Here is a 26,462-nt window from a genome sequence, read left to right as displayed (position 1 = left end):
TCAATCAGCAATCGTTATTTGAGAAAGCAGTCCATGTCCGAGAATCCACAAGACACCCCGATCCAGGCCAAAACGGAAGAATACGGCGCCGCCTCCATCCAGATCCTGGAAGGCCTGGAAGCCGTGCGCAAACGCCCGGGCATGTACATTGGCGACACCTCGGACGGCACCGGCCTGCACCATCTGGTATTCGAGGTGCTGGACAACTCCATCGATGAATCGCTGGCCGGCCACTGCACGGAAATCCACGTCACCATCCACAGCGACAATTCCATCTCGATCACGGACAATGGCCGCGGCGTGCCGACCGGCCTGAAAATGGACGACAAGCACGATCCGAAGCGTTCGGCGGCGGAAATCGTCATGACCGAGCTGCACGCGGGCGGCAAGTTCGACCAGAACTCGTATAAGGTCTCGGGCGGCTTGCACGGCGTGGGCGTGTCCTGCGTGAACGGCCTGTCGAAATTGCTGAAACTGACCATCCGCCGCGATGGCAAAGTGCATCACATGGAATTCGTGCGCGGCGTGCCGCAAGACCGCCAGATCGTCATGGTGGGCGACGTCGCCACCTCGCCGATCAAGGTCATCGGCGAAACGGACAAGCGCGGCACGGACGTGCATTTCTGGGCCGACGAAGAGATTTTCACGCACGTGGAATTCCACTACGAAATCCTGGCCAAGCGCATCCGCGAACTGTCCTTCCTGAACAATGGCGTCAACATCAAGTTGTCGGACCAGCGCACGGGCAAGGAAGAAGTGTTTGCCTTCGAAGGCGGCACGCGCGGCTTCGTCGAATACATCAACAAGGCCAAGTCGGTCTTGCACCCGACCATTTTCCAGGCCACGGGCGAGCGCCTGTCGGACCAGGGCACGAACATCACGGTCGACGTGTCGATGCAGTGGAACGATGCCTACAATGAACAGGTGCTGTGCTTTACGAACAACATCCCGCAACGCGACGGCGGCACCCACCTGACGGGCTTGCGTGCGGCCATGACGCGCGTGATCAACAAATACATCGATGAACACGAGTTCGCCAAAAAGGCGAAAGTGGAAATCAACGGCGACGACATGCGCGAAGGCTTGACCTGCGTGCTGTCCGTAAAAGTGCCGGAGCCGAAATTCTCGTCGCAGACGAAAGACAAGCTGGTGTCGTCCGAAGTGCGCGGCCCTGTCGAAGAGATCGTTGCCAAGACCCTCGCTGATTACCTGCAAGAAAAACCGAACGACGCCAAGATCATTTGCGGCAAGATCGTCGAAGCGGCGCGCGCACGCGAAGCAGCCCGCAAGGCCCGCGACTTGACGCGCCGCAAAGGCATCATGGACGGCCTGGGCCTGTCGGCCAAGCTGGCCGACTGCCAGGAAAAAGACCCAGCCCTGTGCGAACTGTACATCGTCGAGGGTGACTCGGCAGGTGGCTCGGCAAAACAGGGGCGCGACCGCAAGTTCCAGGCGATTCTGCCGCTGCGCGGCAAGGTCTTGAACGTGGAAAAAGCCCGTTTCGAGAAAATGCTGTCGTCCGAGCAGATCACCACCCTGATCGCCACGCTCGGCACCTCGATCGGACCGGACGAATTCAACGTCGAGAAACTGCGCTACCACCGCATCATCATCATGACCGATGCGGACGTCGACGGCGCCCACATCCGCACCCTGCTGCTGACCCTGTTCTACCGCCAGATGCCGCAACTGGTCGAGCGCGGCCACATCTACATCGCGCAACCGCCGCTGTACAAGGTGAAGGCGGGCCGCGACGAGCGCTATCTGAAAGATGATGCCGAAGAAGCGAGCTACATGATGACGGTGGCGCTGAACACGGCCGTGCTGGTGCCGCGCGAAGGCGCGGACGGCATTTCCGGCGATACCCTGACGGAACTGGTGCGCAAGTTCAACCTGTCGAACACCATCATGACGCGTTTGACGCGCGTCATCGACCGCGCCGCCCTGACGGCCATCATGACGGGCGTGCAGCTGGACCTGTCGACCCTGGACCTGGCGGAAACCTCGGCCCTGGCCCTGCAGACAGCCATCAACGACAGCGCCGTGCGCGTGCATGTGCGTTCCGACGACCTGTCGGAAAAACACAAGCTGCACATCGAACGCATGCACCACGGTAACGTCAAAGTCACGGCCATCGACGCCGACTTCGTGCAAGGCCCGGACTACGCCGTGCTGAGCAGCGGCGCCGCCACCTTCGAAGGCCTGATCGGCGAAGGCGCCTTCGTGCGCCGCGGCGAAGGCGAGCGCATGAAGGAAATCGCCGTGGTCGACTTCCACCAGGCCATGCAATGGCTGCGCGACGAAGCCGAACGCACCGTCTCGAAACAGCGCTACAAAGGTCTGGGCGAAATGAACCCGGATCAACTGTGGGAAACAACGATGGACCCAACCGTGCGCCGCCTGCTGAAAGTGCAGATCGAAGACGCCATTGCGGCGGATCAGATCTTCACCACCCTGATGGGCGACGACGTGGAACCACGTCGCAACTTCATCGAAAACAACGCGCTGCGCGCGGGGAATATTGACGTGTAAGCTGTCGGGTGACATTGAAAGTGAAAACTGTGCCAGGTAAGTGAAAAACTACTGACATAGAAAGTGGAAAGATCAGGGCTTCTAAGGAGACAGAATGGCTGGGCCAACGATGAAGATTCTTTGCGGGCCACCAGGTACCGGAAAGACCTTTCGAGCGGCGCGTGAGGCTGTTAAGGCGTTGGAGCCGGAACGGTTTGCCACGGCACAGTTAAACGGAAACCCTGAAGAGGCAGTTCGTGCCTTACACGACAGCCTCGTTGCTGAAGGACGGATATTGTGGGTCACGTTTCACCCCAGTTATTCGTACGAAGACTTTGTTGAAGGTTATCGGCCCATCGTTGATGAAGAGGGTCGTCTTGCCTATCGTGTTATTGATGGTCCCTTTAAGTCACTTTGTCTGAGAGCTGGATCAGAAACAGACCTTCAAATAGGTGACCGGTTGGTGGATGGTCGAAACCTGTTGGCTGGATCTGTCATAGACAAGGATGCTGGCGGGTGGACAGTCAGGAGTACACCCGCGCGTGCAGATCAGGTTGCGGCCTACTACGACAGATATGTTCCTCGATCTGTCATAGAGAAGGTGATCTCGATGGGGTTACGCCCTCAGATTTTCTCTATTCCAGGGACTGGGGTTAGAGAACTTTCCGATTTTGGGATCGATCCTGCCGACCCTGACCTTCCCGCTCCAGTTGGTGCAGAAACGGCAACTGCGCGAGATGGAACGATCATCAAGAGATTTGTCTCAGCACGTACGCGCATGTTCTCTACGGTCGATCTTGGAAATTCTTCGCACTACGGCGCCGTTATGCGGAAACTTTTGGAGTTGCGTGCTGCGGGCCCAAGAGGCGGAACATCTGTAGTGCTGGTAATTGATGAGATCAACCGAGCAGAGCCATCAAGAGTCTTTGGCGAACTTTTGACCTTGTTGGAGGTGGACAAGCGGCAAGGAATGCCAGAAGAAAAAAGGATATGGTTACCTTACTCGAAGGAATTGTTCACTGTACCCCGTGATGTTTCTGTCATTGGTACGATGAATACAGTCGATCGTTCCTTGACTGCGTTGGATTTTGCTATGCGCCGTAGATTTGAGTTTGAGTATGTTGGACCGGAGACTTCACTGGTGTCTCAAAACTATGGCGGCGTTGACGTCAAAGCATTGCTTAGCCGATTGAATTCCAGAATCCGAATGTTGCTGGGCGCCGGGTACGAGTTCGGACATTCATACCTCATGTCAAGCAAGTTGGACGCCATAGCCCAATCGCGCGCATGGGATACCTTGCCAGATGCACAGCTTCGCTCGCTTGCTCGCGTATTACGCACGGCGCTGATTCCTACCTTGGCCGAGTACTTCCATGACGACTGGAAAAAGATCCGAGCAGTAGCTGGTGAAGTGCGTAGCAATGCGGAGCTGATTTCGTTGTTTAGCTCCATGGCCTCCGATCCGGCCTTTGTGGAAAGGCTTCCAGAAGAATACGAACTGGCAGAGTCTCAAGCACCCGTTTATGCCGATTGGTGGGAGCCGGATGCAGGCACTTGGGACGCGGACAGGTTCAAGCGGTTTTGTATTGCATTGGCAGCAGGAACATGAGCCATTGGGGAGTCTGAATTGACAGTGCTTACGACTTGGGAAGGCATGCCAATTCAGATGCCAGAAGGCTCGGACGGCCGCGCAATTGCGGCTCGGGTGATGAGGATTTCGGAATCGATTCCATTTCCAGCTTTTCGGATGAGCAAGGGCAGATTGTGTGCCGCAGAAGCCGTTGGAACAATTCAGGTGGCAGGCGTGCGGATCAACGTTCTGCCAAAGACCGACACCAGGGAAGAAGCGAGAGATTCGGATTTCCTAGTAAATATTCTTAGTGCGGCAGGCTATCTTTGCCGCGCGTATACAAGCTCTGGAGCTGTCCGCTCTAGTGTGCGTGATCCCCTGGAAGTCATGATCTCTGAAGCTGCAGCCGAATTGAATTTCGTGTTGAAAGATGGGGTGCCGCGTCGTTACCAAGAGAAGCATGAAGACTCTAGATCCCTGAGAGGTCGAATTGACTTTGGGCGGCTTGCTACGCGGCTCCCTAGTGACCTAACTGTTCTCCCCGTAAAGCACACGCCCCTCACCATTCAGAATGATCTGGCACATTGCCTTCTTTGGTTGGCTACGACGTTGGCGCGGTTGACGCGCAGCAGCTTCAATCGGCAACTGCTTACAACTTTAATTGGAAGATTAAGCGCGGTTTGGAATGGCGGGCATAAGCTTCCCATCCCTGCATTTGCAAAGCTTCGGCTTGCACCTTCAGAAGCACATTGTGAGCGCGTTCTATCTTTGGCGAAGCTTCTCTCCCAAGGCCAATTCGTGGATCCGACATTTGCCGGAAATACTGATGGATTCACAATGCTATTTCCTCTGCAGCATCTGTTTGAGAGAGCAATGCGGAAGGTTTTGGCTGAGACTCTGAGTGACTGCGGAATTACTATTAAGAACAGCGGGCAGCCATTGTTTCTTCTCCACGGAAATGATGATGGCGATAATGTATTGCGCCTGAAGCCTGATTACCTTCTGTATCGGGGAAATAGATTAATAGCGGTAGCGGATGCAAAATGGAAGCGTCTCAACGAAACTGCCCTGGCATATGGAGCAAGGCGTGAGGATTTCTACCAAGTCAACGCATACCTAGATACATTTGCGGTGGACAACTCCGTTGTCCTTATGCCCCGGGCGCCTTGGATGCCGTCTCCGTGGGTTCGCAGCTATACGGTAACTCACAGCAGGCGGAAGGTCCACTTGGTTGGTGTAGATATAGAGAAGCTGGTCAGCCATCGCGCTGAGGTCAAGACAGCAGCACGTGATGCCCTTCGAGATGCGCTTTTAGCGATTGTCTAGTGCAACAGCAGATGGAGCTGGCTTAGAGCTTCAGAGGATTGCGATGACGATGCTCGGATCTGCCATCGGATTGATGAAATAAATCCTCGATCAACCAAAGTTCTGTGCCGTCTGCCTGAGGATCAACTCGGGTTACAACAGGTCGGCTTGCAATAACATTTTCTGGATTTTTATATACATTGAGAACTAATGCGACCACCTGTTCTAATCCGCTTTTGATCTCATGTTCCCAAAACCGTAGGACCATCCATCCATTCTCTATTAGACGAAGGGTTTGGACTTGATCCCGTGCTGTATTGGCCCTGAGCTTATCTGCCCAAAACTCCAGTTTTGAACGTGGGCGAACGTAGTGCAAAGGGCAGCCATGCCAGAAACATCCATCGACAAATACCGCAAGTCTTTTTGTTTTGAACACGATATCAGGCCGTATTCCTTCAATCCTGCTGTGTAGGCGGTAACGCAATCCCTTCTTCCAAAGGGCTTTGCGAAAAAGGAGTTCAGGCTGCGTGTTTATGCCGCGAATGCGTGACATGTTCGCGCTGCGTAGAACGTCCTTCCTAAGCTGATGGTCATCCATGTCTTGCGCTTCTGCGATCCTTGCTTTGCCGCGATGCATCTACCAATGCCAAAACCTTGGCGACCCGCTCTGCAAACTGCAAACTTAACAAGGGGGGAACGGCGTTGCCCACAACCTTGAAGCCATCTACCAGACCAACGCTGCCAAAGCGATAGTCGTCAGGGAACGACTGCACTCTCGCGGCTTCTCTTACGGAGAGGGTCCGTGGAACAGTTGGATGCACATAAGCATAGGTGTCCTTTGCCATATGGCTCACAATAGTCTTTGATGGTTGTGCCCCATTCATTCGCGCAAGCCAGTCTCCGTGAGCACCTTCACGCTTCTGTAGATAGGTCCGCGTTAGAAGATGATGCTGCTCTTCCCCAGGAATAGGTGAAATGCTCTCTAACAGAAGGCGAAGGCTGAGTGATCCATCCATAGAGGCTGCAAGAGTTTCAATAGCCGCTGGATCCAACCCAAGCTGTTGAGCAAGCTCTGGTTCTCGCGCGAGAGAGGCCTGAAGTGAGCCCAGTACGTTGGCAAGTGACCTCAACGTTGGAGCTTCATCGCAGCGGTAATCCATCCACCTCTTTCCTGGGCCCATCAGCCCGAAGAACGCGCTGTCGTCTAGCCTTGGTGGGCGCGCCAAGTGCCCATCAACAGGCGATGTGCTTTGCGTCCATGTCCTATACACGTCAGAAGCAGTCCCTGCTCCCGATGAGATAGGAACGCGGGCGGTAACAACACGCGAAGCCATGTTTGCTTCAACCTGATTAGCAAACAACGGTTCAGGAAGGCCTTCCAATGCGACTTGGAGGGAGACAGATTCCCTGAATTGCAGAGACAGGCACAATGAAGCCGCATTCATCCCAGTAAGCGCACCATCTAAATCACGGCGGATACCTGCCATGACAAAGCGTTCCCGCGCTTGCGGGACGGCGTGTTTAGATGCAATAACGATTTTTCGAGCTACTGCATATCCCAAGCCTCCTGCTGAAACCGCCTCAATGGACTCTGCAAGTATGTCTGCTGCATCGAACTCAATGCCTTCGGATCGAACCACTGCCTGAAAATGCCGGACATTCTCAAACAAGAACACCTCCGGAGCCAATGCAGAAACAAAGAGCACATACTGATGCATCAGTTGATTTCTGCTGTCCACAGAATCTTCATCTTCTTGGACATGCACACTCTGCTCGCGAAGGCTACGGATCTTTCCTCGACCAATTCGGCTAAAGCCTTGGCAGGGCGGCCCCCCCAGCAGCACAGACACTTGGTGACCGTCTTCATAGATTTCTCTCAGGCGACCTTGAACCACAGGATTGTCGAGGAATGTGATTCGCACGGCTTCTCTAGAAGCTCGCCAGTTGATCCAGTGCTCCCGCACAAGAAGCATAGGCTTCGTGTCGATAAGCGTTATGAAGCGGTTGATCCGATCTGCCGCAGATGCAAGCTGCCCACGCCCTGACCCTTCAGCTCTAGTAATGAGCTTTTGTAGTTCTGAGAACCAGAGCTTGCGAGCCCGGCTTTTGCATGCCTTGATGAGCTTGTCATCGGCTTCAATGGTTCCTCGCACGTCACTTGAAGCAACTTCACCCTCTTCATGCCAGATCAGGGGGCCAAACTTCGGGTATGCATTACTGGTCGTAGGGAGCTTCGTAGCGTTGTGGAAGCCGATCACAGACGTTTGACCAAGTGATCCAGACCCAGTGTTGCGAAGTGCTGATATGTATTCTTGATCGCGTCGCAACTCAACCAATTGCCCTTGAAACTCAGCGTCGATCTTCTGGAGCGACTGGCGCAGTGCGCCCAGGCTATAGGGCCCAAGGGACATCAATGACGATGACAGCTTCTGATCACCGGTTGTCCTGGCGAGGTGATCCAAGTAGTACGCGAGGATCTCGGCCTCATTCATGAATTCGGCAATGTCCCCGCGTCTGCCGATGGGCAACTGCCCAGTTGGTGACGGATGGTTGTCGTTGAAGACCCGAACCATAGGCTCCTCAATGTCTAGCGCCATCGCGATCTGGTAGACCTGTCCATCCCTAAAACGTTCGAATCCCAAGGACATGCCACCACAGCCGCAGAAGAGATCTACGACGTAACGCCGTTGAGAGGGAATCAAGAGGGGCGGAACAAAGTCCACCAGTTGAGGATGTATGGACTCCTCATCTGATGGAGTAAAGTCAGAGGCAGCAGTTACAGTAACTGCTGCTCGCTGGGGTGCTCCTCCGTTCAACCATAAGCGATATTTTGCGAGAGAGTCGCTTCTTGCGTACTCTCCAGCAAGGTGCCGCTTCAAAACTCCCACGCCAACACCAATGGCACTGGCGGCTACGCCGAGGTTCATATGGTTTGCCTCAATACGACGGCGTAGTTGTTCGATGATTGGGTCAGCCATAGCATTCATTGGTACAAATCGGAAAGGTTCAAGGAGCTCTGACGAGCACTTTTGATAGAAGACAGGTGGAGTTGCAGGGTGCTTCCAATGCGACTTAGAGACTGCGATCAACCAGCTCTATGGCGACTGATGCATTGCTACTGAGGGTACTCATGTAGTGAGTTCCTGCTCAAGCAGCCGATAGACAGCGAGATTGATAACCGCTGCACGGCTCTGCCCCATAGCGGACGCGAGCCGATCAACCTTGGATAACAGGTCAGGGCTGATAGTGTGGGATATCTGAAGCCGACATCCCTTGCTTACACCCTTAGTCGTCTCTGACGTGGGCGGGCGACCCTTTGTGGATTTTTTTGCGAGCACGGAATAAATTCACTTTAGTCATATAGAATTATATTAACACAATCTAATCTACGTGTAAATTAATACTTGATTGATATCGATTTAATATTAATACGATATTACCAGACAAACATACAACTAAACAGTTAGACCCTTTCATTTATCAAAAGCTGTTCAAGCGATATAGCAGTTCCACGGTGAGGACCTGCGCGACCATGAGTCTGCACACTGTTTGCAAGTTGCTTGGCACCGCCGCTCGGGAAAAATCAGTATTAGTGGCACAGGGACCGGGTTACTTCAATTTCTGCGGCACAGACGAAAAATCTTCTGTCACAGTAAGTTAAAAATATCTTTTGAAGCAACCGCGTCATTTTCACTTTCCGTGTCACTCGACATGAGCCAGCTCCCCTGATTTGCGTGACAGTCAAGGCGGCCCTTTCCGGGCCGCTTTTTTTATGCACCCATTCCTGCACCATATTGACATACTTGCCAAAAGCAATCAATAATCTGCCATAAGCAAGTAAATGGAGGTGTTGCATGCAGGCAGATCAACTCGACGAACGCACGGAGATCGTGCGTCGCTTCAACCGTTTCTATACGCGCCAGATTGGCGTGCTGCATGAACACTTGCTGGACAGCGCATTCTCTCTGACGGAGGTGCGTATCCTGTATGAATTGGCGCACCAGGCGCAGCTGACCAGCGCGGACCTGTGCCGCGAGCTGGGCTTGAACGCGGGTTATCTGAGCCGTGTCATTGCCGGGTTTGAAAAGCAGGGACTGATCGCCAAGACGCGCTCGCCGACGGATGCCCGTGCCGTGCAATTGCAGCTGACCGAACAGGGACAGCGCACCCTCGCGCCCCTGGTCGACGCCTCGCGGCGCGAAGTGGCCGCCATGCTCGAACGCTTGCCGCCAGCGGCGCAGCAGGAGCTGGTCGATGCCATGGGACAAATCCAGGGCTTGCTGGGGGAACCATCGCCCAGTTATCTCCTGCGCAATCCGCAGCCGGGCGATATGGGCTGGATCATCCACCGGCAAGCCGTGCTGTATGCGCAGGAATATGGCTGGAACAACGAGTACGAGGCGCTCGTTGCCGAGATCCTCGCCAAGTTCGTGCGGGAATTCGACCCCACCCGTGAACGCTGCTGGATCGCCGAGAAGGACGGCAAGGTAATCGGCTCCATCTTCATCGTGCGCCAGGACGACACGACGGCCAAGCTGCGCCTGCTGTATGTCGATCCCTGCGCGCGCGGCCTGGGCATCGGCAGCCGCCTGGTCGATGAGTGCCTGCGTTTCAGCCGCCAAGCGGGCTACACGAAAATGGTGTTGTGGACCAACAGCATTCTCACCGATGCGCGCCGCATCTACGACAAGGCCGGCTTCCAGCTGGTCGAGGAAGAGGCGCATCACAGCTTTGGCAAGGACCTGGTCGGCCAGGTACTGGCGCGCGACCTGTGACACCCCGCGCTGCCGCACCGCCGCATGCCACTGTGGCGGCGGCAGGACACCGGCCGCCGTTTTCCTCGCCACTATCCCCATTGCGCCCAAGAAACCAGTACACTAGTTCCTGAGCGCAACTAATTTTGTGCGCGCGCCATGCCGCCTGCCGTTGCCGGGAGGTGTCCTTGCCGCAAGGCTTATTGTCTGCCTGGACAAATGCAATGTTCACTTCGCGCAGCCTGTCTCCTGCCTTCTATTACCTGTTCTTTTCAGGAGAACCGGAGCAGCAGCAGCGCTTTTTCAAGGAACTGCATTTCATTTCGATAGCCATCCTGACGTTTGGCCTGGCTTGCTGGCTGGTCACGTTCAGCCTGACCTTGCCGCGCGCGTCGCTCGATCATGCGCATGCGGCGCTGGGCGTGACGGGCATGCTGGTCGGGCTGGTGCTGACCGTGTATGCGAAATCGCTGCAAGCCATCATCGCCAGCGGCACCATCAGCGTGCTGTTCATCGGTTTCAGCTTTCGCGTGCTGATGCTGGGCACGGAAGACCCCGCTTTCTGGGTATTGCCGCTGGGCGTGATGATCACCCTGACGACGGCGCCCATCTTCAGCGGCATCGCGTATTACCTGGGCGTGTCGCTGTGCGTGTGGGCTATCCTGGGGCTGGGGCAGTTTCCCGTGCATGCGGGACAGGCCGACCAGCATTGGCCCGTGCTGGCCGTCACCATCAGCGTGATCATCGGCCTGGCGCTGAATATCTATTTTCTCGTCTTGCGCATCCACAACTACCGCGCCCAGTGCGAGCTGGCGACGATGGCCTACAAGGATGGCTTGACGGGACTGAACAATCGCCGCATGTTCACGCAAGGCGCGCGCACCTTGCAACGCACGGCGCGCACGCCCGCGTATTTCCTGATGATCGACATCGATGACTTCAAGCAAATCAACGACGTATACGGCCATGACGTGGGCGACGAGGTGCTGAAGAAAATCGCCGCCGTGATCGCAGGGCTGTCGGGCGAGCACCTGTGCGGCCGCCTGGGCGGCGAGGAGTTTGCCGTCATTTACCTGGGCGAAAAGAATGCGGCCTGCGCCTTTGCCGCGCAGCTGGTCGATGGCGTCGAGGCGGCCTTCGTGCCGGAACGCAAGGTATCCGTCAGCATCGGCATCGCGGAACTGATCAAGGAAGCGGACTTGTCGCACAGCTACCGGCGTGCCGACGAATCCTTGTACCAGGCCAAGAAGAACGGCAAGAACCGCTACGTGCTCAACGCCGCCTAGGCATGGCCGTCAGGCCTGGCATCGAGCAGCGCCAGCAAGGCTTGCGGCGAAATCTTCCAGGGATCGCGCTGCTCGGGATCGACTGCATGCCAGCTGTCCTGGGCCCCGATCTTGAGGATGCTCAAGGGAATATCCTTGCGCTCAAAAAACGCCAGCATGCGGCGGAGCATGCGGCTCACTTTGGCGTGCTCGTCCGTGTACAGAGGGCCGGTATAGAAACAGCCCTTCTCTCCCCTGCGCAACATGTTGGCCGCGCTGACGCGCGAGCGGCCCACGTACTTGTGCACGAACTCGGTCACGACCTCATCGTCAACTGGAATACTGCAGGAAATGGTGATCTGGGCCATGACAATTCGGACGGTGATTCAATAGCCAAGCTTAGCAGAAAGAGTTTCATTCCTGAAATGCTAAGATCGCGGCCCGCGCACGCCGGCAACCGCACCGGCATGGCGTCTCGACAAGGATCGTCATTGAACACCCGCACTCGTTTCATCTTGCCCCTGCTGTCGCTATGCGCGGCCCTGGGCGCGCCTGCCATGGCGCAAACGCCAGCAGCCGAGGACGCCGCCTTCGTGGCCGCCACCGTGCCCGTGCCGTCGCCGCCCCTGCGTTTGAGCGCGCATCCCGAGATCCGCGCCGACGTCTTTAAACTGCTGGGCTACGCACGCGGCAGCTATACGCAGGGCAACACCCTGATCGCGCGCCAGGTGCTCGACAGCATGCAGTCGCTTAACGACATCACGCGCACCATGCTGCCCGACGGGCGCTCCGTGCTGGCCTCCATCGATGCCGGCACGCACGGCGCGTGGCGCGCCGCCATGCTGTTCGACCCGCAACGCAAGCTGTTGGCCCTGGGCCTCGTCAACGGCCATTGCCAGGCCGCCATCGATGACGCCGCCCCCGCCTGCCTGCCGCGCACGCACGCCGTGCTGACGGTGTTCCTGCCGCCGGGCGCCGAGGACGAGATGGCCGCGCCGCTGCTGGTGTGGGCGCGGCAGCTGCCGGCCATGCTGGCACAGGCTGCGCCGGAGCAGCGGCAAAGCATTGCTGCGGTGGAATACATCACCACCCGCCCCGGCCAGCCCGGCTGGGAGCCGCGCGACGTGCCGCCCGGCTTTCCCGCCAGCTTGCTGCATTTGCTGCTGCCGAATGCGGAACTCAATAGCAGCTCCAGCGGTGGCAAACGCATCGCGCCGGCGGGCCTGGCGGGTTTGCCCATGCGCACACAAGCGAGCGAGGCAGGAGACGAGTCCATGCCCGACGCCAGCATCACCCTGCGCAGCTATGCCGATTTCCACTGGGTGCTCAACACCTATGCCAAGCTGGCCAAGGGCGCGCAAGTGAAGGGCCATGACGACAAGGTCGTGTTCACCGGCAGCGATACGAGCGGCCGCTACACGGTGACCCTGCGCGAGCCGGACAAGGAAAACGGCGTGCTCATCACCGTGGCCAGCTGGCGGAAAGAATAGGCGGAAGCAGCATGCGGACAGGGGAAAGCATTGCCATTACGCACAGGAGCATGGCATTTTGGCATTTTGCGGTATGATTTCCGGCCGTGCGGCGCGGCCCGATCCCTGCCTTGCCCACCCCGCCCTACAAGCCAGCCACGCTTGCGTAGCATTCTGCCCTAAGGAATTCATATGTTCGGTTTTAACTTGCGCGTTGCCAAGATGGTGTGGACGGCTTTCCTCATCGCCTTCCTGCTGTTTCTCACCTACAAGGTCTCGTCGACCCTGATCGTGGTGGTCTTTGCCATTTTCTTCAGCTACCTCGTGTATCCGCTGATCGGGCTGCTGGAGCGGTATGGGCCGAAGCGTTTGCCGCGCACGGCCAATATCGGCATCGTCTTCCTCGTGGTGATCTTGCTGGTGGCGATACTGGGTTCCATCTTTGGCGCCCGCATCGAGGAAGAAGCAATCAAGCTCAGCGATCAGTTACCAACCCTGCTCAAGGGCAACAACTTTGCCGAACGCATTCCTTTGCCGGAATTCATGGAACCGTTGCGCGCGCGCCTGCTGTCGTTCATGCAGACGCAGCTGAGCAGCGGTTCGGGACAAGCGATGCCGCTGGCGAAAGAACTGGGCTTGACCGTCATGCATGCGGCCAGCAACCTGATCTATCTGGTGCTGGTGCCCGTGCTGAGCTTTTTGCTGATCAAGGAAGGACCGGACATGCGCGACGGCTTGCTGTCCCTGCTGAACCGTCCGAACAAGAAACTCTGGGGCGCCATCATCGACGACCTCGACATCTTGCTGTCGCGCTATGTGCGCGCCCTGCTGCTGTTATCGATCGCCACTTTTGTGTCCTACAGCATCGCCTTTTCCCTGATGGGCGTGCCGTACAGCCTGCTGCTGGCCGGCGCCGCGGCCTTGCTGGAATTCATTCCGTTTGCCGGCCCGCTGGCCGCCGCCGTCATCGCCGTCGTCGTGGCCGGCTTCAGCGGCTTCGAGCACGTGTTCTGGCTGATCGGCTTTATTGCCGCCTACCGTTTGTTCCAGGATTACGTGGTCAACCCGTACTTGATGAGCGAAGGCGTGGAAGTGAGCCCGCTGATGGTGATCGTGGGCTTGCTGGCCGGCGACCAGCTGGGCGGCGTGGTGGGTATCTTCCTGTCCGTGCCCGTGATGGCGGCCATCAAGATCGTCTTCGTGCGCGCGCGGGCGGCCTTGCAGGCACGCCATGATGCGCTGGAGAAAGCGGAACAGGCCGCAGAGGAAGCGCGCGCCCAGGCCCTGGCCGAGGCGGCGCGATTGCAGGAACAGGGTAGCAAAGCCACCCTGGAAGCGCCGTAACTTAAAACTCTTCCCACTCGCCGCTGTTGTCGGCAGCAGGCTTGGCCGGACGCGGTTTAGCGGCAGCAGGTGCGGCCGCCGCACGGGCTGGCGCCAGGTGCAGCGCCGGGCGTTTCAAGGCCGTGCTGGCGGCGGCCACGACAGGCTTGCGCAAGGCAGGCTTGGCGGCAGCGGGGCCGCTATGGTTGGCGTCAAGCTTGAAAATGCTGACCATCTCGGCCAGCGCGGCCGCCTGCTCCTGCATGGATTCCGACGCGGCTGCCGCTTCTTCCACCAGCGCCGCATTCTGCTGCGTCACGGTATCCATTTCCGCCACGGCTTGATTGATCTGGCCGATGCCCAGTTCCTGCTCGCGGCCGGCGGCGCTGATTTCACCCATGATGTCCGTCACGCGGCGGATGCTGGAAACGATCTCGTCCATCGTCGTGCCCGTCTGGCTGACCAGCGCGCTGCCCGCGCCCACGTTCTGCACCGACGCTTCGATCAGCACCTTGATGTCCTTGGCGGCGCTGGCCGAGCGGTGCGCCAGGTTGCGCACTTCCGTGGCGACGACGGCAAAGCCGCGCCCCTGCTCGCCGGCGCGCGCCGCTTCCACGGCCGCGTTCAAGGCCAGGATGTTGGTCTGGAAAGCAATGCCGTCGATCACGCCGATGATGTCGGCGATCTTTTTCGACGATTCGCTGATGCTGCCCATGGTATCGACCACTTGCGCCACCAGCGCGCCGCCTTTGACGGCCACGTCCGAGGCGGAGACGGCCAGCTGGTTTGCCTGGCGCGCATTGTCGGAATTCTGCTTGACGGTCGAGGTCAGCTCTTCCAGCGAAGAGGCCGTTTCTTCCAGGCTCGACGCTTGCTGCTCCGTACGGCTCGACAAATCCAGGTTGCCCGAGGCGATTTCATTGCTGGCCGTGGCGATGGCGCCGCTGCCGTCGCGCACGCCGCGCACCGTGGTCGACAGGCGTTCCTGCATTTTCTGCAAGCCCGTCAGCAAGGCGCCCATTTCATCGTTGCGCGTGATGACGATGTGATTGGCCAGGTTGCCGTCCGAAATGGCGCCGAAATGGCGCAGGGCCTGGTCCAGCGGACCGAAGATGGCGCGCAGCAGCAAGACGCTGGAAATAATGGTCAGCAAGGCGCCCACCACCATGCCGATAATGGCCATCGTCACTTGCGTGTGGTAGCTGGCCTGGCTTTCCGCATACATCTTGGCGGCCGAGCTGGCCTGGTATTGCGTCAATGTTTCGGCGGCCTGGTCCAGGCTGCGGTACAGGGGCGTGAGGCCCTTCATCATCAAGCCATCGGCTTGCGCGATATTTCCTTCACGCAAAGCCTTGCTCATGGTCAGCACGCCATTGTTCATGTAATCGCTGCGCTTCTTGTCCATGTCGTCGGACAGGCGCTTTTCTTCCGCGCTCTGCGGCAAGGCCAGGTACACCTTCCAGGCCTTGTTCGACGCTTCCAGGAATTGTTCGGCGCGGGCCAGGGTATCCTTGGCATCGGGCGCATCGGGGTGCACCATCACGCGGTCCATCGTGAAACGGGCACGGCCCAGGGCAATTTGCGATTCGCCGATCGCTTGCGTCGATGCCAGCTGATTGCTGTAGACCTCGTTGAGGCTGTTGTTGGCCGATTTCAGCCCGATCATGCTCATGGCGGCCAGTACGGCGATCAGCAAGCCCAGCACGCTCATGGTGGCGATCAGGCGCATTTTTATTGTTATGTTCGACAACATGCAGTTTCCTTGGTAAGGGCGCAACCATGCTTGCGCATGCCGGACGAGATAGCGGCAAACGCCAGATGGGCGGGTCACGTGAATTGTTCAGGACAGGTCGATACGGCGTGTGCGGCGGCAGGGGGGAAGGCGGCCCGCGCATATCGTCAGGAGTGAAATACAGGTCAACAGGGTTGAGGTTTTCCGTATTTTTAATTTCCTGACTGCAAGATACAGGGAAAGATTACCAGTAGCAACATCCAGCATGGATTTTCACGCTTTGTAACAAGCGGATGATGTTTTTTGCGCAGAACTGGCATTCCGCTGACGTGCGCGGTCGCGCCGGAATGCCAGGTATGTTAATAGACGGTTTCTTCAATTAACTGGCCATCGTCGCGGAAATACTGGAAGCGGCCCGTTTTCTTGCCCATGTGATAATTGCCTATCTGCTTAGGTTTCCCGTTCTGGAAATGTTCGATGCTGGCGCCATGCAACACGCCCTGGTGCCAGTTGCGGTGAAATTGCGGCAGTTCGCCATCGGGATAAAACAGGGTTTCCCCGCCATCGCGCTTGCCATCAACAAACGTGCCCTGGTAACGCCGCTTGCCATCCGGATAAAAACTCTCCATCGGCCCCTCGAGCACGCCCAGGCGATAATGCTCGACCAGTTCCAGCTGGCCGTCGGCCCCGTATTGCTCGAGCTTGCCTTCCGGTTTGCCATCGAGCATGGTCAACACTTGCCAGCCGCCGTCCGGCGTCGCCTTCTTCCACGGCCCCTGCGGCACGTCATCGACGTAGTTGCCGCCACCGCCAGGTTCGATCCACGGGCCCTGCTTCTTGCCATTTACATAGTTGCCCTGCCAGTGCACCACCGTACCGATGCGTCGCTCGCTGGGGCCGTCCAGGCGGTCCCGGACGAAAGTATCGAAACCCTGGTAGTTGCCCTTGCCGGCCTCGCGCCATTCCTCCACGCCCGGGCTCACTTCCCAGCGTCCCGTGCGCTGGCCGTTGCGCATCTGGCCCGTCGTCGTTTCCTCGCCGCTTTCGTACGTCCACGGTCCTTCCGCCTTGCTGTCGACAAAAGCGCCCACCGAGCGGATGGTCAGCGGCTCTTCATAATGCCATACGCCGGTGCGCTTGCCCTGCGCATACTGGCCGCGGGCAAACACGCTGCCCACGCAGCAATTCACGTCGTATTCGATAAAGTAGCCATCCTGGCTGGCGGCAAAGCGCTGCGGCTGCGTTTCCCAGGTGATCCACTTGATGTGATAACTGGACGCGTGCCCTCCCTGCCAGCCCTTGCCCAGCAGATAGGTAACGGTCAGAAAATGGCCGTCTTTTTCCTCGAACGTTTTTTTATAGGCAAACGCCGGTGCATCGGCCGGCTTGCTGGACAATAACTCGCCATCGATATTGAAATAGCCGACCAGGGTACCGTGGCCATGCTCGATGGCGTCGAACTCGGCCACGCCCGTGGGCGCGTAATCGATGCTGTAATCGATCAGCTGCAAGGATGCCAGCGCGGCGCGCACCCGCGCCTCGTCCATGGATGTGGCGCCGCGCACGATGGCGTCCAGGGTGGGCTGCAGGGCGGCGACCTTGAACATTTTGCCGCCGCTGGATTCGTAGCGGTAGGCATGCAAGCCATAGGCCGTGCCGCTGCCAGCGCTGCGGCTGAGCACGAACGTGGTTTCGCCTTCGCTGTCGAGGTCGACCTGAAACACGGCGGCGATGCTGGCCTTGCCATACTTGTCCAGGTTCATGCGCTTGTCGCTGAGGCCATTGCACTGGCAATAGTAACCGTTGACTTCGCCATTTTCCCGCAGGAAGGCCAGCACCACGCCGCCGTCGCGGCGTTCGACAACGCTGGAATAGGCCATGGGAGCGCCTTCGTAGAAACGTGCCGCCTGTGCCGGCGCCAGGGCGCCCAGCGCCAGCAGTCCCGCCATCGTACTCATCCAAAATATTTGCCGCATGCCAACTCCACTGCCCGAAAACCGCCATTATGCATGGCCGTTCAGGCAAGCCCGGACACGCCAGGACGCTGGCGCCACAGGGGCCGCTGCACCGTCTGCGCCAGCAGCACGCCCAGCAGCGAGATGCCGCCGCCGACCAGGTGGTACGCATGCATGCTTTCGTGCAGCCAGAGTATCGCCAGCAAGGCCGTCAGCAAGGGCAGCAGGTTGACGTAGATGCTGCAGCGGTTCGGTCCCAGCAGTTTTACCCCTTCGATCCACAGGTAGGACAGCACGATGGACGAGCCGATCCCCGCATAGCCGATCAGGGGCAAGGTGGTGGCATCGAGCTTGGCGCTGCCGGGCGGCAACAGCAGGAACAGCGGCAACATGCAGGCCAGGGCCGCCAAGGCCTGACAATAGATGGCTTGCCAGGCGGGAATCGATAAACGCCAGCGGCGCAGCAGCACGCCATACAGGGCAAATACCAGGCAGGCCAGCAGCATCAGGGCATCGCCCGCATGCACGCCCTGGTGCAGCAAGGCCAGCACGTCGCCGCGCCCCACCAGGTACAGCAGGCCGCCAAACGACAGCACGCCGCCGGCCGCCATGCCCAGTGTCAATCGCTCGCCCAGCAGCAGCACACTGAGCAAGGCCGTCATCAGGGGCGCCAGCGCCGTGACGATGGCCATGTTGGTGGCCGTCGTGCTTTCCGCGGCGCGGTAGGACAGGCTCTGGAACAGCGCCATCGACATCACGCCGCACAGGGCCAGCTGCCACCACTGGCGGCGAAGGGCGGCACGGTTGCGCCACAGGGGGCGGGCAATAAACGGCGTCATCACCAGCAAGACCAGCACCAGGCGGTAAAAGGTGATGGCCGTGGGGGCGATGCTGGACGCGGCCAGCTTCGAGACGACGACGTTGCCGGCCCACAGCAGCATGGCCAGAAACGGATACAGATAGGCGCGCACAGGCATGCGTAGCTCCATAAATCATTGCGGGAAACCATCATGCCGCAGACGCGCCGCGCCTTCTCGCGCTAAGATGTCCATACCTGTCGCAAAACTGACCTTATTCTCATGGATTGCACCGCCCCCGCGTTTCAAGAATTGCTGCCCGTCACGGCGCGCGCCATGGCGCTGGCCATCGACTATGCGCACGGCCATGTGATTTCCGTGCACCGCCACACGCATGCGCAATTGCTGTATGCCATCGAGGGCGTGATGACTATCGAGGCGCAGGGCGGACGCTGGGTGGTGCCGCCCACGCGTGGCGTGTGGCTGCAGCCCGGCATCGCGCACCAGGTGCGCATGAGCGGCGCCGTGAAGATGCGCACGGTCTTCATCGATTGCGCCAGCTCACCGCTGTTGCCGCGCCACAGTTGCGTGCTCGACATCAGTCCCCTGCTGCGGCAATTGATCGTGGCGGCCGTCGACATCGCGCCCGATTTCACGGAAGGCAGCCGCGACTGGCATCTGCTGCAATTGCTGTTGCATGAGCTCGACAGCCTGCCCGTGCTGCCCCTGTACTTGCCGTTACCCGTCGATGCGCGCCTGCGCGGCATTTGCGCGCGACTGATGGAACAGCCGGGCGAACAGCAGACGGTGGCGCACTGGGCGCAGGAACTGGCCATCACCGAGCGCAGCCTGCACCGGCTGTTCCAGAAACAGACGGGCATGCGCTTCGGCCAATGGCGCCAGCAGGCACGCCTGCTGCGGGCGCTGGAACAATTGGCGCACGGCAGCAAGGTCATCGACGTGGCCATGGACAACGGCTACACGAGCCAGAGCGCGTTTGCAGCCATGTTCAAAAAGCATTTCGGCACCACGCCAACGGCGTTTTACCAGGCAAAAGTCATCGCTGTGTAAAAAAAATGCTGCTATGCATCAATAATCATGGGCGATAGTCGCCGCTCTTGTTATCATCGCAAGCCTTATCGCAGCGCGCCCATCCTGGCAGCGGTGCTGACCTCAATCACATCACCATGACACAGAATTTTTTCCAGACATTTATCCTGCTCTTGCTTGTCACCGACCCGTTCGGCAACGTTTCCCTGTTCGTCAATGCCCTGAAACGGGTACCGGTCGAGCGGCGCTGGAAAGTCGTGGTGCGCGAATGCATGATCGCCTTCGGTATCTTGCTGCTGTTTATGTTCTTCGGCCGCCACTTCCTGAACGCCTTGCAGTTATCGGAAGTCGCGCTGCGCATCGGCGGCGGCGTGATCCTGTTCCTGATCGCCATGCGCATGGTGTTTCCGCAGCCCAGCGCCGGCAATAGCGACCACGAGATGGGCGGCGAACCGTTCATCGTGCCGCTGGCCATCCCCGCGCTGGCCGGCCCATCGGCCCTGGCGACCGTCTTGCTGTTTTCCTCGCATGAAATGAACGACGTCATCGCCCACGTGGCGGGCTTGACGGCCGTGGCCGCCGTCTGGCTGGCCGTTTTCCTGTGCGCCGAACGCTTGCAACGGGCGCTGGGTCCAAGAGTCATGACGGCGTTCGAGCGCCTGATGGGCTTGATCCTGACGGCGATGGCGATTGAAATGTTGCTCGCCGGCATACGCGCATTCCTGAAATCCGTTTAACATACGACAGTCAACCACTGGAGGAATCACCATGAGCCGTTGCGCCCACATATGCCTGATGGCCGATTACAACCAGTGGATGAATGCCAAGGTCTACGCGGCGGCCGCCGGCCTGCCGCTGGAAGAACTGCGGCGCGAGCGGGGCGCCTTCTTCGGCTCGCTGCTGGCCACCCTGAACCACGTGATGGTGGGCGACACCCTGTGGCTGCAGCGCTACGCGAAACACCCGGCCGGCTTTCCCCTGCTCGACCCCATCCGCGCCATCACGCCGCCCGCCTCGCTCACGCACCCGCTGTTTGCGGCCGAGGATTTTGCCGCCATGCATGCGCACCGGCTGTGGCTGGACCAGGTCATCGTGGACTGGGCCGCTTCCATTACGGAAGGCGACCTCGACCATTTGCTCGATTACCGCAACAGCAAGGGCCCGAACCGGCGCGAGTTTTTCAGCCTGCTCATGCATTTCTTCAACCACCAGACGCACCACCGGGGCCAGGCCAGCACCCTGCTGTCGCAAGCGGGCGTGGACATCGGCGATACGGATCTACTGTTTCGCATCCCCAACCATATCGAAAGCTGACGGCCGGCGGTAGCACCACGCTTTCAACGCGATCACGGCCAGCGCCAGCGCCCCCAACAGCGCGCCGCAGCCCAGCGCCCCCTGCATGCCGTATTGTTCAATAGCCATGCCACCGGCCAGCGCGCCCACCGTCACGCCCAGGTTGATGGCGGCGATATACACGCCGATGGCGAATGCGGGTGCCTCGCGCGCTTCGCTGCTGAGCCACACTTGCGTGACAATCAGCCCGCTCGTATGCGCCGCGCCCCAGAACAGCAGCAGGACGGCCAGCGCCGCCCAGCCGGGACCCGTGCCCGCGTAACGGTACAGCAGCCAGTACGCCAGCCCCAGCAGCACGGGCTGCAGCACCACCGTGCGCAGCACATGCGTGCCCAGCTGACGCCCCGCGAACAGATTACCGGCCACGCCGCCCACGCCAAACACCACCAGCGCCAGCCCCGTCTGGCGTGCCGACAAGCGCGCCACCTGCTGCAGGTAAGCGGCCGCATACGCATACACGGCAAACATGGCGGCAAACACCAGCACGGCGGCGGCAATATTGAGCCACAGGGACAGTTTGCGCAGCACGGCCAATTGACGGCCATACGCCATCGGCGCTTCCTGCGGCGTATCGGGCAAGAACAGGAACAGCCCCAGCGCGGCCAGCGCATTGACGAGCGCGCAAGCGAGGAACGATGCCTCGTAGCCATATTGCGCGGCAATCCAGGTCGTCAGCGGAATGCCCAGCACCATCCCCATGCTGGTGCCCGTGAACGCATGCGCGCCGGCCCGCGCCGCCTCGCGGGGCGGGTACAGGGCGGCAGCGGCCACCATGGCCAGCGAAAAATACACAGGGTGGAACAGGGCCGGCACGATACGCAACGCCAATAGCCACTCGAAGCGGGGCGCATATGCGGACGCCGCGCTGGCCAGCGCAAACACCAGCAGGGAAACGATCAGCACGCGCTTGCGGCGCCAGCGCGTGGCCAGCAGCACGAGGAAGGGACCGCCCGCGGCGATCACCAGCGCAAACAGGCTCACCAGCGAACCCGCCTGCGCGGCCGTCACGCCAAAGCGCTGCATAATCATCGGCAAGATCCCCACCACGCCAAACTCGATGCAATACACGCCGAACAGGCCCAGCGCGAGGAAAACGACGGGATGCGGGCGGGTCATTGCCCCTGCTCCACGCCATACACGGCCTGGCACAGTGCCGTCACGAACGGTCCCGCCATGCCCTCCAGTGCCGTATTCGTGAACGCCACCACGGACAATTCCTGCGCAGGGTCGACAAACCACGAGTGGCCATATGTGCCGCCCATGCGCCAGCTGCCGACGGACTCCGGCGTGGCGGCAAGCCGCGGATCGGTCAGCACCGTAAAACCCAGGCCGAAGCCGCGACCCGGCCAGAAGGGCAGCTCGAAACCGCCCGTCTGGCTGGTGCCCATCTGGCGCGCCAGCGCGGGCGGCAGCAGCGGCGCGCCGCCCAGGCGCAGGGTTTCCAGCAGGCGCATGAAGTCGTCCGCCGAGCCCAGCATGCCGGCGCCGCCCGATGGGTACGCATGCACATCGAGCGCGCGCGCCGGCGACAGGGCAAACCCTGCCATACCATCGAGAAACGGCAGATGATCGTCCCCCGCCTCCCGCAAACGCCGCGGCTGGGATTCTCCCGCCGCACGGTCCGCATAGGCGACGGCCAGGCGCGCGGGGTCCGTGGCAATAAAACCCGTGTCGTGCATGGCCAGCGGCGCCGTCACCAGCTGTTGCACGGCTTGCGCCAGCGGCAATCCCGTCACCGCTTCGATCACGGTGCCCAGCACGTCGGTGGCGATCGAATAGGCCCAGCGCGCGCCCGGCGCATACGCGAGCGGCACGGTGGCCAGGCGGCGCAGGTTCTCTTCCAGGGTCATGCGGGAGGCATCCATGCCGTCGGACACCCCCGCCTGCGCATACGCGCCGCCCGGTGGCTGGAAGAAGCCGTAATCGAGGCCGGCCGTGTGCGTGAGCAAATGCCGCACGGTCATCGCCGCCACCATGCCGTCCGGCTGGCGCGGGGCAAAATACGGCAGCCAGCGCACCACGAGATCGTCCAGGCCCAGGCGGTTCTGTCCCACCAGCGCCAGCGCGGCCGCCGAGACGATGGGTTTGCTGACGGACGCCAGGCGGAAGATGGCATCCTCGCGCATGGGCGTGCCCGCCTCGCGGTCCAGGTGGCCGGCCACGCGGCGATACACATCCTGGCCACGGTGGCGCACCAGCACCACAGCGCCCACGAGGCGCTGTTGCTGCACGACAGCATCCAGCACGGCATCGATGCGGGCGGACAAGGTCGCGGGAGAAAAGGAAGAAGTCATGGCTGAGCCTTTCAAATGATCAAGCTGCCAAGGTAAGGCAGGCGAGATCAAAGAAAAATGGGCTATAGTTTCTGTCTGTGCGGACGTTGGCATCCGCAATTAATGGCGATGAAACGGAAACGAGATGGATAACCTGGCGGGATTCACGGCCTTCGTGCAGGCGGCGGAACTGCGCAGTTTTGTAGCGGCGGGCCGGGTGCTCGGCATTTCCGCCTCGGCCGTGGGCAAGAGCATCGCGCGGCTGGAAGCGCGCCTGGGCGTGCGCCTGTTTCACCGCAGCACGCGCAGCATCGCGCTGACCAGCGAGGGCACCGTGTTTCTCGAACGCTGCCGGCGCATCCTGGGCGAGATCGAAGCGGCCGAGCTGGAGTTATCCAATAGCAAGAGCGCACCGCAAGGCCGGCTGCGCGTCAGCCTGCCGCTGGTGGGCAGCTTGCTCAATCCCGTGCTGGCCGCGTTCGCGCGCGCCTATCCGCAGGTGGAGCTGGACCTCGATTTCAGCGACCGCCGGGTCGATGTGATTGAAGAGGGCTACGACGCCGTCGTGCGCGCGGGCGAAAGCGCCGACAGCCGTTTGATGAGCCGCCAGCTGGGCCAGTTCCAGCTGCAGCTGGTGGCCGCGCCCGCCTACCTGGCCCGGCATGGCACGCCGGTGCTTCCCGCCGATCTGGCGCAGCACACTTGCCTGCTGTACAAGTTTCCCAGCAGCGGCAAGGTCGAAGCCTGGCCCCTGCCCGAGTGGCCGGCCCTGCACGCGGCCGGCTTGCCTGCGCTACTGAACTGCAACAATGTGGAAACCCTGCTGCACTTTGCCGAAAGCGGCCTGGGCATCGCCGCCCTGCCTGACTTTGCCGTGCGCGCAGCGCTCGCCGCCGGCCGCCTGCACAGCGTGCTGGACGCCCACCGCCAGCACGACGGCGCCTTCCGCATCCTGTGGCCCAGCAGCCGTCACCTGACGCCGAAATTGCGCGCCTTCATCGATTTCCTGGCCAGCCACGTGTTTCCCCAGCGCTGATTTTTCCGGCTGGCGCGGCGCTCGTTGTTTCCACACGACAACTTATTTAATTTGCTACCAATTTTTTAACTTTTCGGGGACTTGATACAAGTATTTGTATTGCAGTGCGGAATTTTGAGGAACAATTACAGGCTGGCCGCCCTTACGTATAAACCCGTAGCCCTGGCCTGTCGACGTTTTCCCTCACTTCCGTAACACGAAAGCAATCATGTCACTCACACAATTCAAAATCGGCACCCGGCTCGGGATCGGATTTGCTGTCGTCCTCGGCCTGCTGGTGGCCGTCTTGCTCGTCGGCCTGTATTCCATGGGGCAACTGAGCGCACGTACCCACGACATCGTGGCCGACAAGAACGTCAAGATGGCGGCCGCCAATACCATGAGCGACAACGTGCGCAACATTACCCTGGCGATCACCAGCGTGGTGGTGGCGCCGACTGAAGCGCTGGTGCAGGCGGAGCTGGCAAAGATCGGCGAAGCGCGCAAGAAGTACGGCGCCGCCAAGGAAACCCTGCAAAAGAAAATCTCGACGGACAAGGAAACGGCGCTGATGGCCGAACTGGACGCGGCACTGAAATCGGGCGCGCCGCTGAACAACAAGGTCATCGAGCTGCGCAATGCGGGCCAGACGGAAGAGGCGATCGCCTTCCTGACGCAGCAGGCGGCGCCGAGCCTGAAGCGGGTGCTGGGCGCGCTCGACAGCCTGGTCGCGTATGAGGGCGAACAGGCGGCGCAGGCGGCAACGGACGCCGAAACGCTGAGCGCCAGCGCGCGCGCCTTCATGCTTACCCTGGGCAGCCTGGCCGTGCTGCTGGGTGCCTTCGTGGCGTGGATCATCACGCGCTCGATCACCCGTCCCATCAATGCGGCAGTCAGCGTGGCCGAAACCGTGGCATCGGGCGACTTGTCCTCGCACATCGTCGTCAATTCCAGCGATGAAACGGGCCGCCTGCTGGGCGCCCTGAAAGCCATGAACGACAGCCTGTTGGGCGTGGTGGCGCAAGTGCGTCACGGCACGGACGCCATCGCCACGGCGTCGAGCGAAATTGCCGCCGGCAACCTCGACCTGTCGTCGCGCACGGAAGAGCAAGCCAGTTCGCTGGAAGAAACGGCGTCGTCGATGGAAGAACTGACGTCGACCGTGAAACAGAATGCGGACAATGCGCGCCAGGCAAACCAGTTGGCGAAAAGCGCGTCGGAAGTGGCCGTGCGCGGCGGCAGCATCGTCTCGCAAGTGGTCGACACCATGGGCACCATCAATGAATCGTCGCGCAAGATCGTCGACATCATCGGCGTCATCGACGGCATCGCCTTCCAGACCAACATCCTCGCCTTGAACGCGGCCGTGGAAGCGGCGCGCGCAGGCGAACAGGGCCGTGGCTTTGCCGTCGTGGCCACGGAAGTGCGCAACCTGGCGCACCGCTCGGCCTCGGCCGCCAAGGAAATCAAGGAGCTGATCGCCGCCTCCGTCGCCAACGTGGACACGGGTTCGCGCCTCGTCAATGAAGCGGGCCAGACCATGGGCGACATCGTCGACAGCATCGTGCGCGTCACCGACATCATGGGCGAAATCACGTCCGCCACGCACGAACAGACCATCGGCATCGAACAGATCAACATGGCCATTGCCCAGATGGATGAAGTGACGCAGCAAAACGCGGCCCTCGTGGAAGAAGCGGCAGCCGCTTCGCAAAGCATGCAGGAACAGGCGGGCGAGCTGGCGCATGTGGTGGGCTTCTTCAAGACGGGCAACGCCGTTGCCGCACATCAACCCGCCGTCAAACTGGCCGCCACCCGCAGCCGTATCGCCGCGCCGGCACGTCCCGTGGCCCGCAAGGCGCCCGTGCGCCAGGCCGTGGCCGCCGCACCGGCGCGCCGCAACACTGCCGGCGCCGAGAGCGAATGGGAAGAGTTTTAAGCAATAAGCACTTCCCCTCGACGCGCCAGCCAGGCAGGAAGTTGCTGCCTGGCTTTTTTTCGTCTGCAAACCCCACTTTTTTTGCGGCAAAGCCCGCGCAATAGACAAAAGTGCAAAACGTGCACCGCGCATACGCTTTACAATCCTCGCT

Annotated in this window: 20 protein-coding genes; 12 read left to right on the top strand and 8 right to left on the bottom strand. The window is 60.1% G+C overall.

Going from position 1 to position 26,462, the window contains the following annotated elements; genetic code table 11:
- Positions 1-33 precede the first annotated feature (33 nt).
- The 3 genes from gyrB to VPH41_RS27500 all read left to right on the top strand — a co-directional run bounded on the left by gyrB (position 34) and on the right by VPH41_RS27500 (position 5,407).
- Positions 34-2,532, top strand: coding sequence for a DNA topoisomerase (ATP-hydrolyzing) subunit B (gene gyrB, locus VPH41_RS27510; RefSeq protein WP_328572164.1), 2,499 nt, complete (start codon positions 34-36; stop codon positions 2,530-2,532).
- Positions 2,533-2,626: 94 nt separating this feature from the next.
- Complete coding sequence (locus VPH41_RS27505) at positions 2,627-4,120, top strand: McrB family protein (RefSeq protein WP_328572163.1); 1,494 nt, start codon at positions 2,627-2,629, stop codon at positions 4,118-4,120.
- Positions 4,121-4,165: 45 nt separating this feature from the next.
- Positions 4,166-5,407, top strand: a complete 1,242-nt coding sequence (locus tag VPH41_RS27500; protein WP_328572162.1) for an McrC family protein — start codon at positions 4,166-4,168, stop codon at positions 5,405-5,407.
- Positions 5,408-5,429: 22 nt separating this feature from the next.
- Here the strand turns inward: VPH41_RS27500 and VPH41_RS27495 are convergent, their stop codons facing one another.
- A complete protein-coding gene (locus VPH41_RS27495) occupies positions 5,430-5,984 on the bottom strand; it encodes a very short patch repair endonuclease (RefSeq protein WP_328572161.1) in 555 nt (184 codons plus the stop codon).
- Positions 5,977-8,364, bottom strand: a complete 2,388-nt coding sequence (locus VPH41_RS27490) for a DNA cytosine methyltransferase (protein WP_328572160.1) — start codon at positions 8,362-8,364, stop codon at positions 5,977-5,979. Before VPH41_RS27490 ends, VPH41_RS27495 begins: the two co-directional genes overlap by 8 nt.
- Positions 8,365-9,240: 876 nt before the next feature.
- On the opposite strand from VPH41_RS27490, the gene VPH41_RS27485 reads away from it, so the two are divergent.
- Both VPH41_RS27485 and VPH41_RS27480 read left to right on the top strand, forming a co-directional pair.
- Positions 9,241-10,161, top strand: coding sequence for a bifunctional helix-turn-helix transcriptional regulator/GNAT family N-acetyltransferase (locus VPH41_RS27485; RefSeq protein ID WP_328572159.1), 921 nt, complete (start codon positions 9,241-9,243; stop codon positions 10,159-10,161).
- Between the two features lie 203 nt (positions 10,162-10,364).
- Positions 10,365-11,426 (top strand): GGDEF domain-containing protein, encoded by a 1,062-nt coding sequence (locus tag VPH41_RS27480; RefSeq protein ID WP_328572158.1) that lies wholly within the window; start codon positions 10,365-10,367, stop codon positions 11,424-11,426.
- Here VPH41_RS27480 and VPH41_RS27475 read toward each other — a convergent pair.
- Complete coding sequence (locus VPH41_RS27475; RefSeq protein ID WP_328572157.1) at positions 11,423-11,773, bottom strand: hypothetical protein; 351 nt, start codon at positions 11,771-11,773, stop codon at positions 11,423-11,425. The two genes, VPH41_RS27480 and VPH41_RS27475, sit on opposite strands and share 4 nt — an antisense overlap.
- A gap of 123 nt (positions 11,774-11,896) precedes the next feature.
- On the opposite strand from VPH41_RS27475, the gene VPH41_RS27470 reads away from it, so the two are divergent.
- Together VPH41_RS27470 and VPH41_RS27465 are read left to right on the top strand one after the other, a co-directional pair.
- Positions 11,897-12,895 carry a hypothetical protein gene (locus VPH41_RS27470; protein ID WP_328572156.1) on the top strand — a complete coding sequence of 333 codons (999 nt, stop codon included), beginning with the start codon at positions 11,897-11,899 and terminating at the stop codon, positions 12,893-12,895.
- Between the two features lie 171 nt (positions 12,896-13,066).
- On the top strand, positions 13,067-14,218 hold the full coding sequence (locus VPH41_RS27465) for an AI-2E family transporter (RefSeq protein WP_152282299.1): 1,152 nt from the start codon (positions 13,067-13,069) through the stop codon (positions 14,216-14,218).
- Position 14,219: 1 nt separating this feature from the next.
- Here the strand turns inward: VPH41_RS27465 and VPH41_RS27460 are convergent, their stop codons facing one another.
- The 3 genes from VPH41_RS27460 to VPH41_RS27450 all read right to left on the bottom strand — a co-directional run bounded on the left by VPH41_RS27460 (position 14,220) and on the right by VPH41_RS27450 (position 18,861).
- Complete coding sequence (locus tag VPH41_RS27460) at positions 14,220-15,950, bottom strand: methyl-accepting chemotaxis protein (RefSeq protein ID WP_328572155.1); 1,731 nt, start codon at positions 15,948-15,950, stop codon at positions 14,220-14,222.
- A 338-nt stretch (positions 15,951-16,288) separates the two neighbouring features.
- On the bottom strand, positions 16,289-17,905 hold the full coding sequence (locus VPH41_RS27455) for a toxin-antitoxin system YwqK family antitoxin (protein WP_328572154.1): 1,617 nt from the start codon (positions 17,903-17,905) through the stop codon (positions 16,289-16,291).
- Between the two features lie 41 nt (positions 17,906-17,946).
- Entirely contained in the window at positions 17,947-18,861 is a 915-nt protein-coding gene (locus tag VPH41_RS27450; RefSeq protein ID WP_152282296.1) for a DMT family transporter, read from the bottom strand.
- A 102-nt stretch (positions 18,862-18,963) separates the two neighbouring features.
- On the opposite strand from VPH41_RS27450, the gene VPH41_RS27445 reads away from it, so the two are divergent.
- From VPH41_RS27445 to VPH41_RS27435, 3 genes are all read left to right on the top strand, one after another.
- Entirely contained in the window at positions 18,964-19,752 is a 789-nt protein-coding gene (locus VPH41_RS27445; protein WP_328572153.1) for an AraC family transcriptional regulator, read from the top strand.
- Positions 19,753-19,868: 116 nt separating this feature from the next.
- Positions 19,869-20,468 (top strand): MarC family protein, encoded by a 600-nt coding sequence (locus tag VPH41_RS27440; protein ID WP_152282294.1) that lies wholly within the window; start codon positions 19,869-19,871, stop codon positions 20,466-20,468.
- A 31-nt stretch (positions 20,469-20,499) separates the two neighbouring features.
- Entirely contained in the window at positions 20,500-21,045 is a 546-nt protein-coding gene (locus VPH41_RS27435; RefSeq protein ID WP_328572152.1) for a DinB family protein, read from the top strand.
- On the opposite strand, the gene VPH41_RS27430 is transcribed toward VPH41_RS27435, so the two are convergent.
- Positions 21,010-22,200, bottom strand: coding sequence for an MFS transporter (locus VPH41_RS27430; protein WP_328572151.1), 1,191 nt, complete (start codon positions 22,198-22,200; stop codon positions 21,010-21,012). The two genes, VPH41_RS27435 and VPH41_RS27430, sit on opposite strands and share 36 nt — an antisense overlap.
- Entirely contained in the window at positions 22,197-23,378 is a 1,182-nt protein-coding gene (locus tag VPH41_RS27425) for a serine hydrolase domain-containing protein (RefSeq protein WP_328572150.1), read from the bottom strand. Before VPH41_RS27425 ends, VPH41_RS27430 begins: the two co-directional genes overlap by 4 nt.
- A 124-nt stretch (positions 23,379-23,502) precedes the next feature.
- Between VPH41_RS27425 and VPH41_RS27420 the strand changes: the two genes are divergently transcribed.
- Both VPH41_RS27420 and VPH41_RS27415 read left to right on the top strand, forming a co-directional pair.
- The gene (locus VPH41_RS27420; protein ID WP_328572149.1) at positions 23,503-24,393 is read left to right on the top strand and encodes a LysR family transcriptional regulator; all 891 of its coding nucleotides are present in this window, start codon (positions 23,503-23,505) and stop codon (positions 24,391-24,393) included.
- Positions 24,394-24,601: 208 nt separating this feature from the next.
- Positions 24,602-26,311: a methyl-accepting chemotaxis protein gene (locus VPH41_RS27415; RefSeq protein WP_328572148.1), complete on the top strand. Its 1,710-nt coding sequence runs from the start codon at positions 24,602-24,604 to the stop codon at positions 26,309-26,311.
- Positions 26,312-26,462 lie beyond the last annotated feature (151 nt).

Origin of the sequence: Janthinobacterium sp. P210006 (assembly GCF_036231885.1) — a bacterium.
GTDB lineage: Bacteria > Pseudomonadota > Gammaproteobacteria > Burkholderiales > Burkholderiaceae_D > Janthinobacterium > Janthinobacterium violaceinigrum.
The sequence above is the reverse complement of the archived record's forward strand: the minus strand, read 5'-3'. Positions and strand labels throughout refer to the sequence as shown.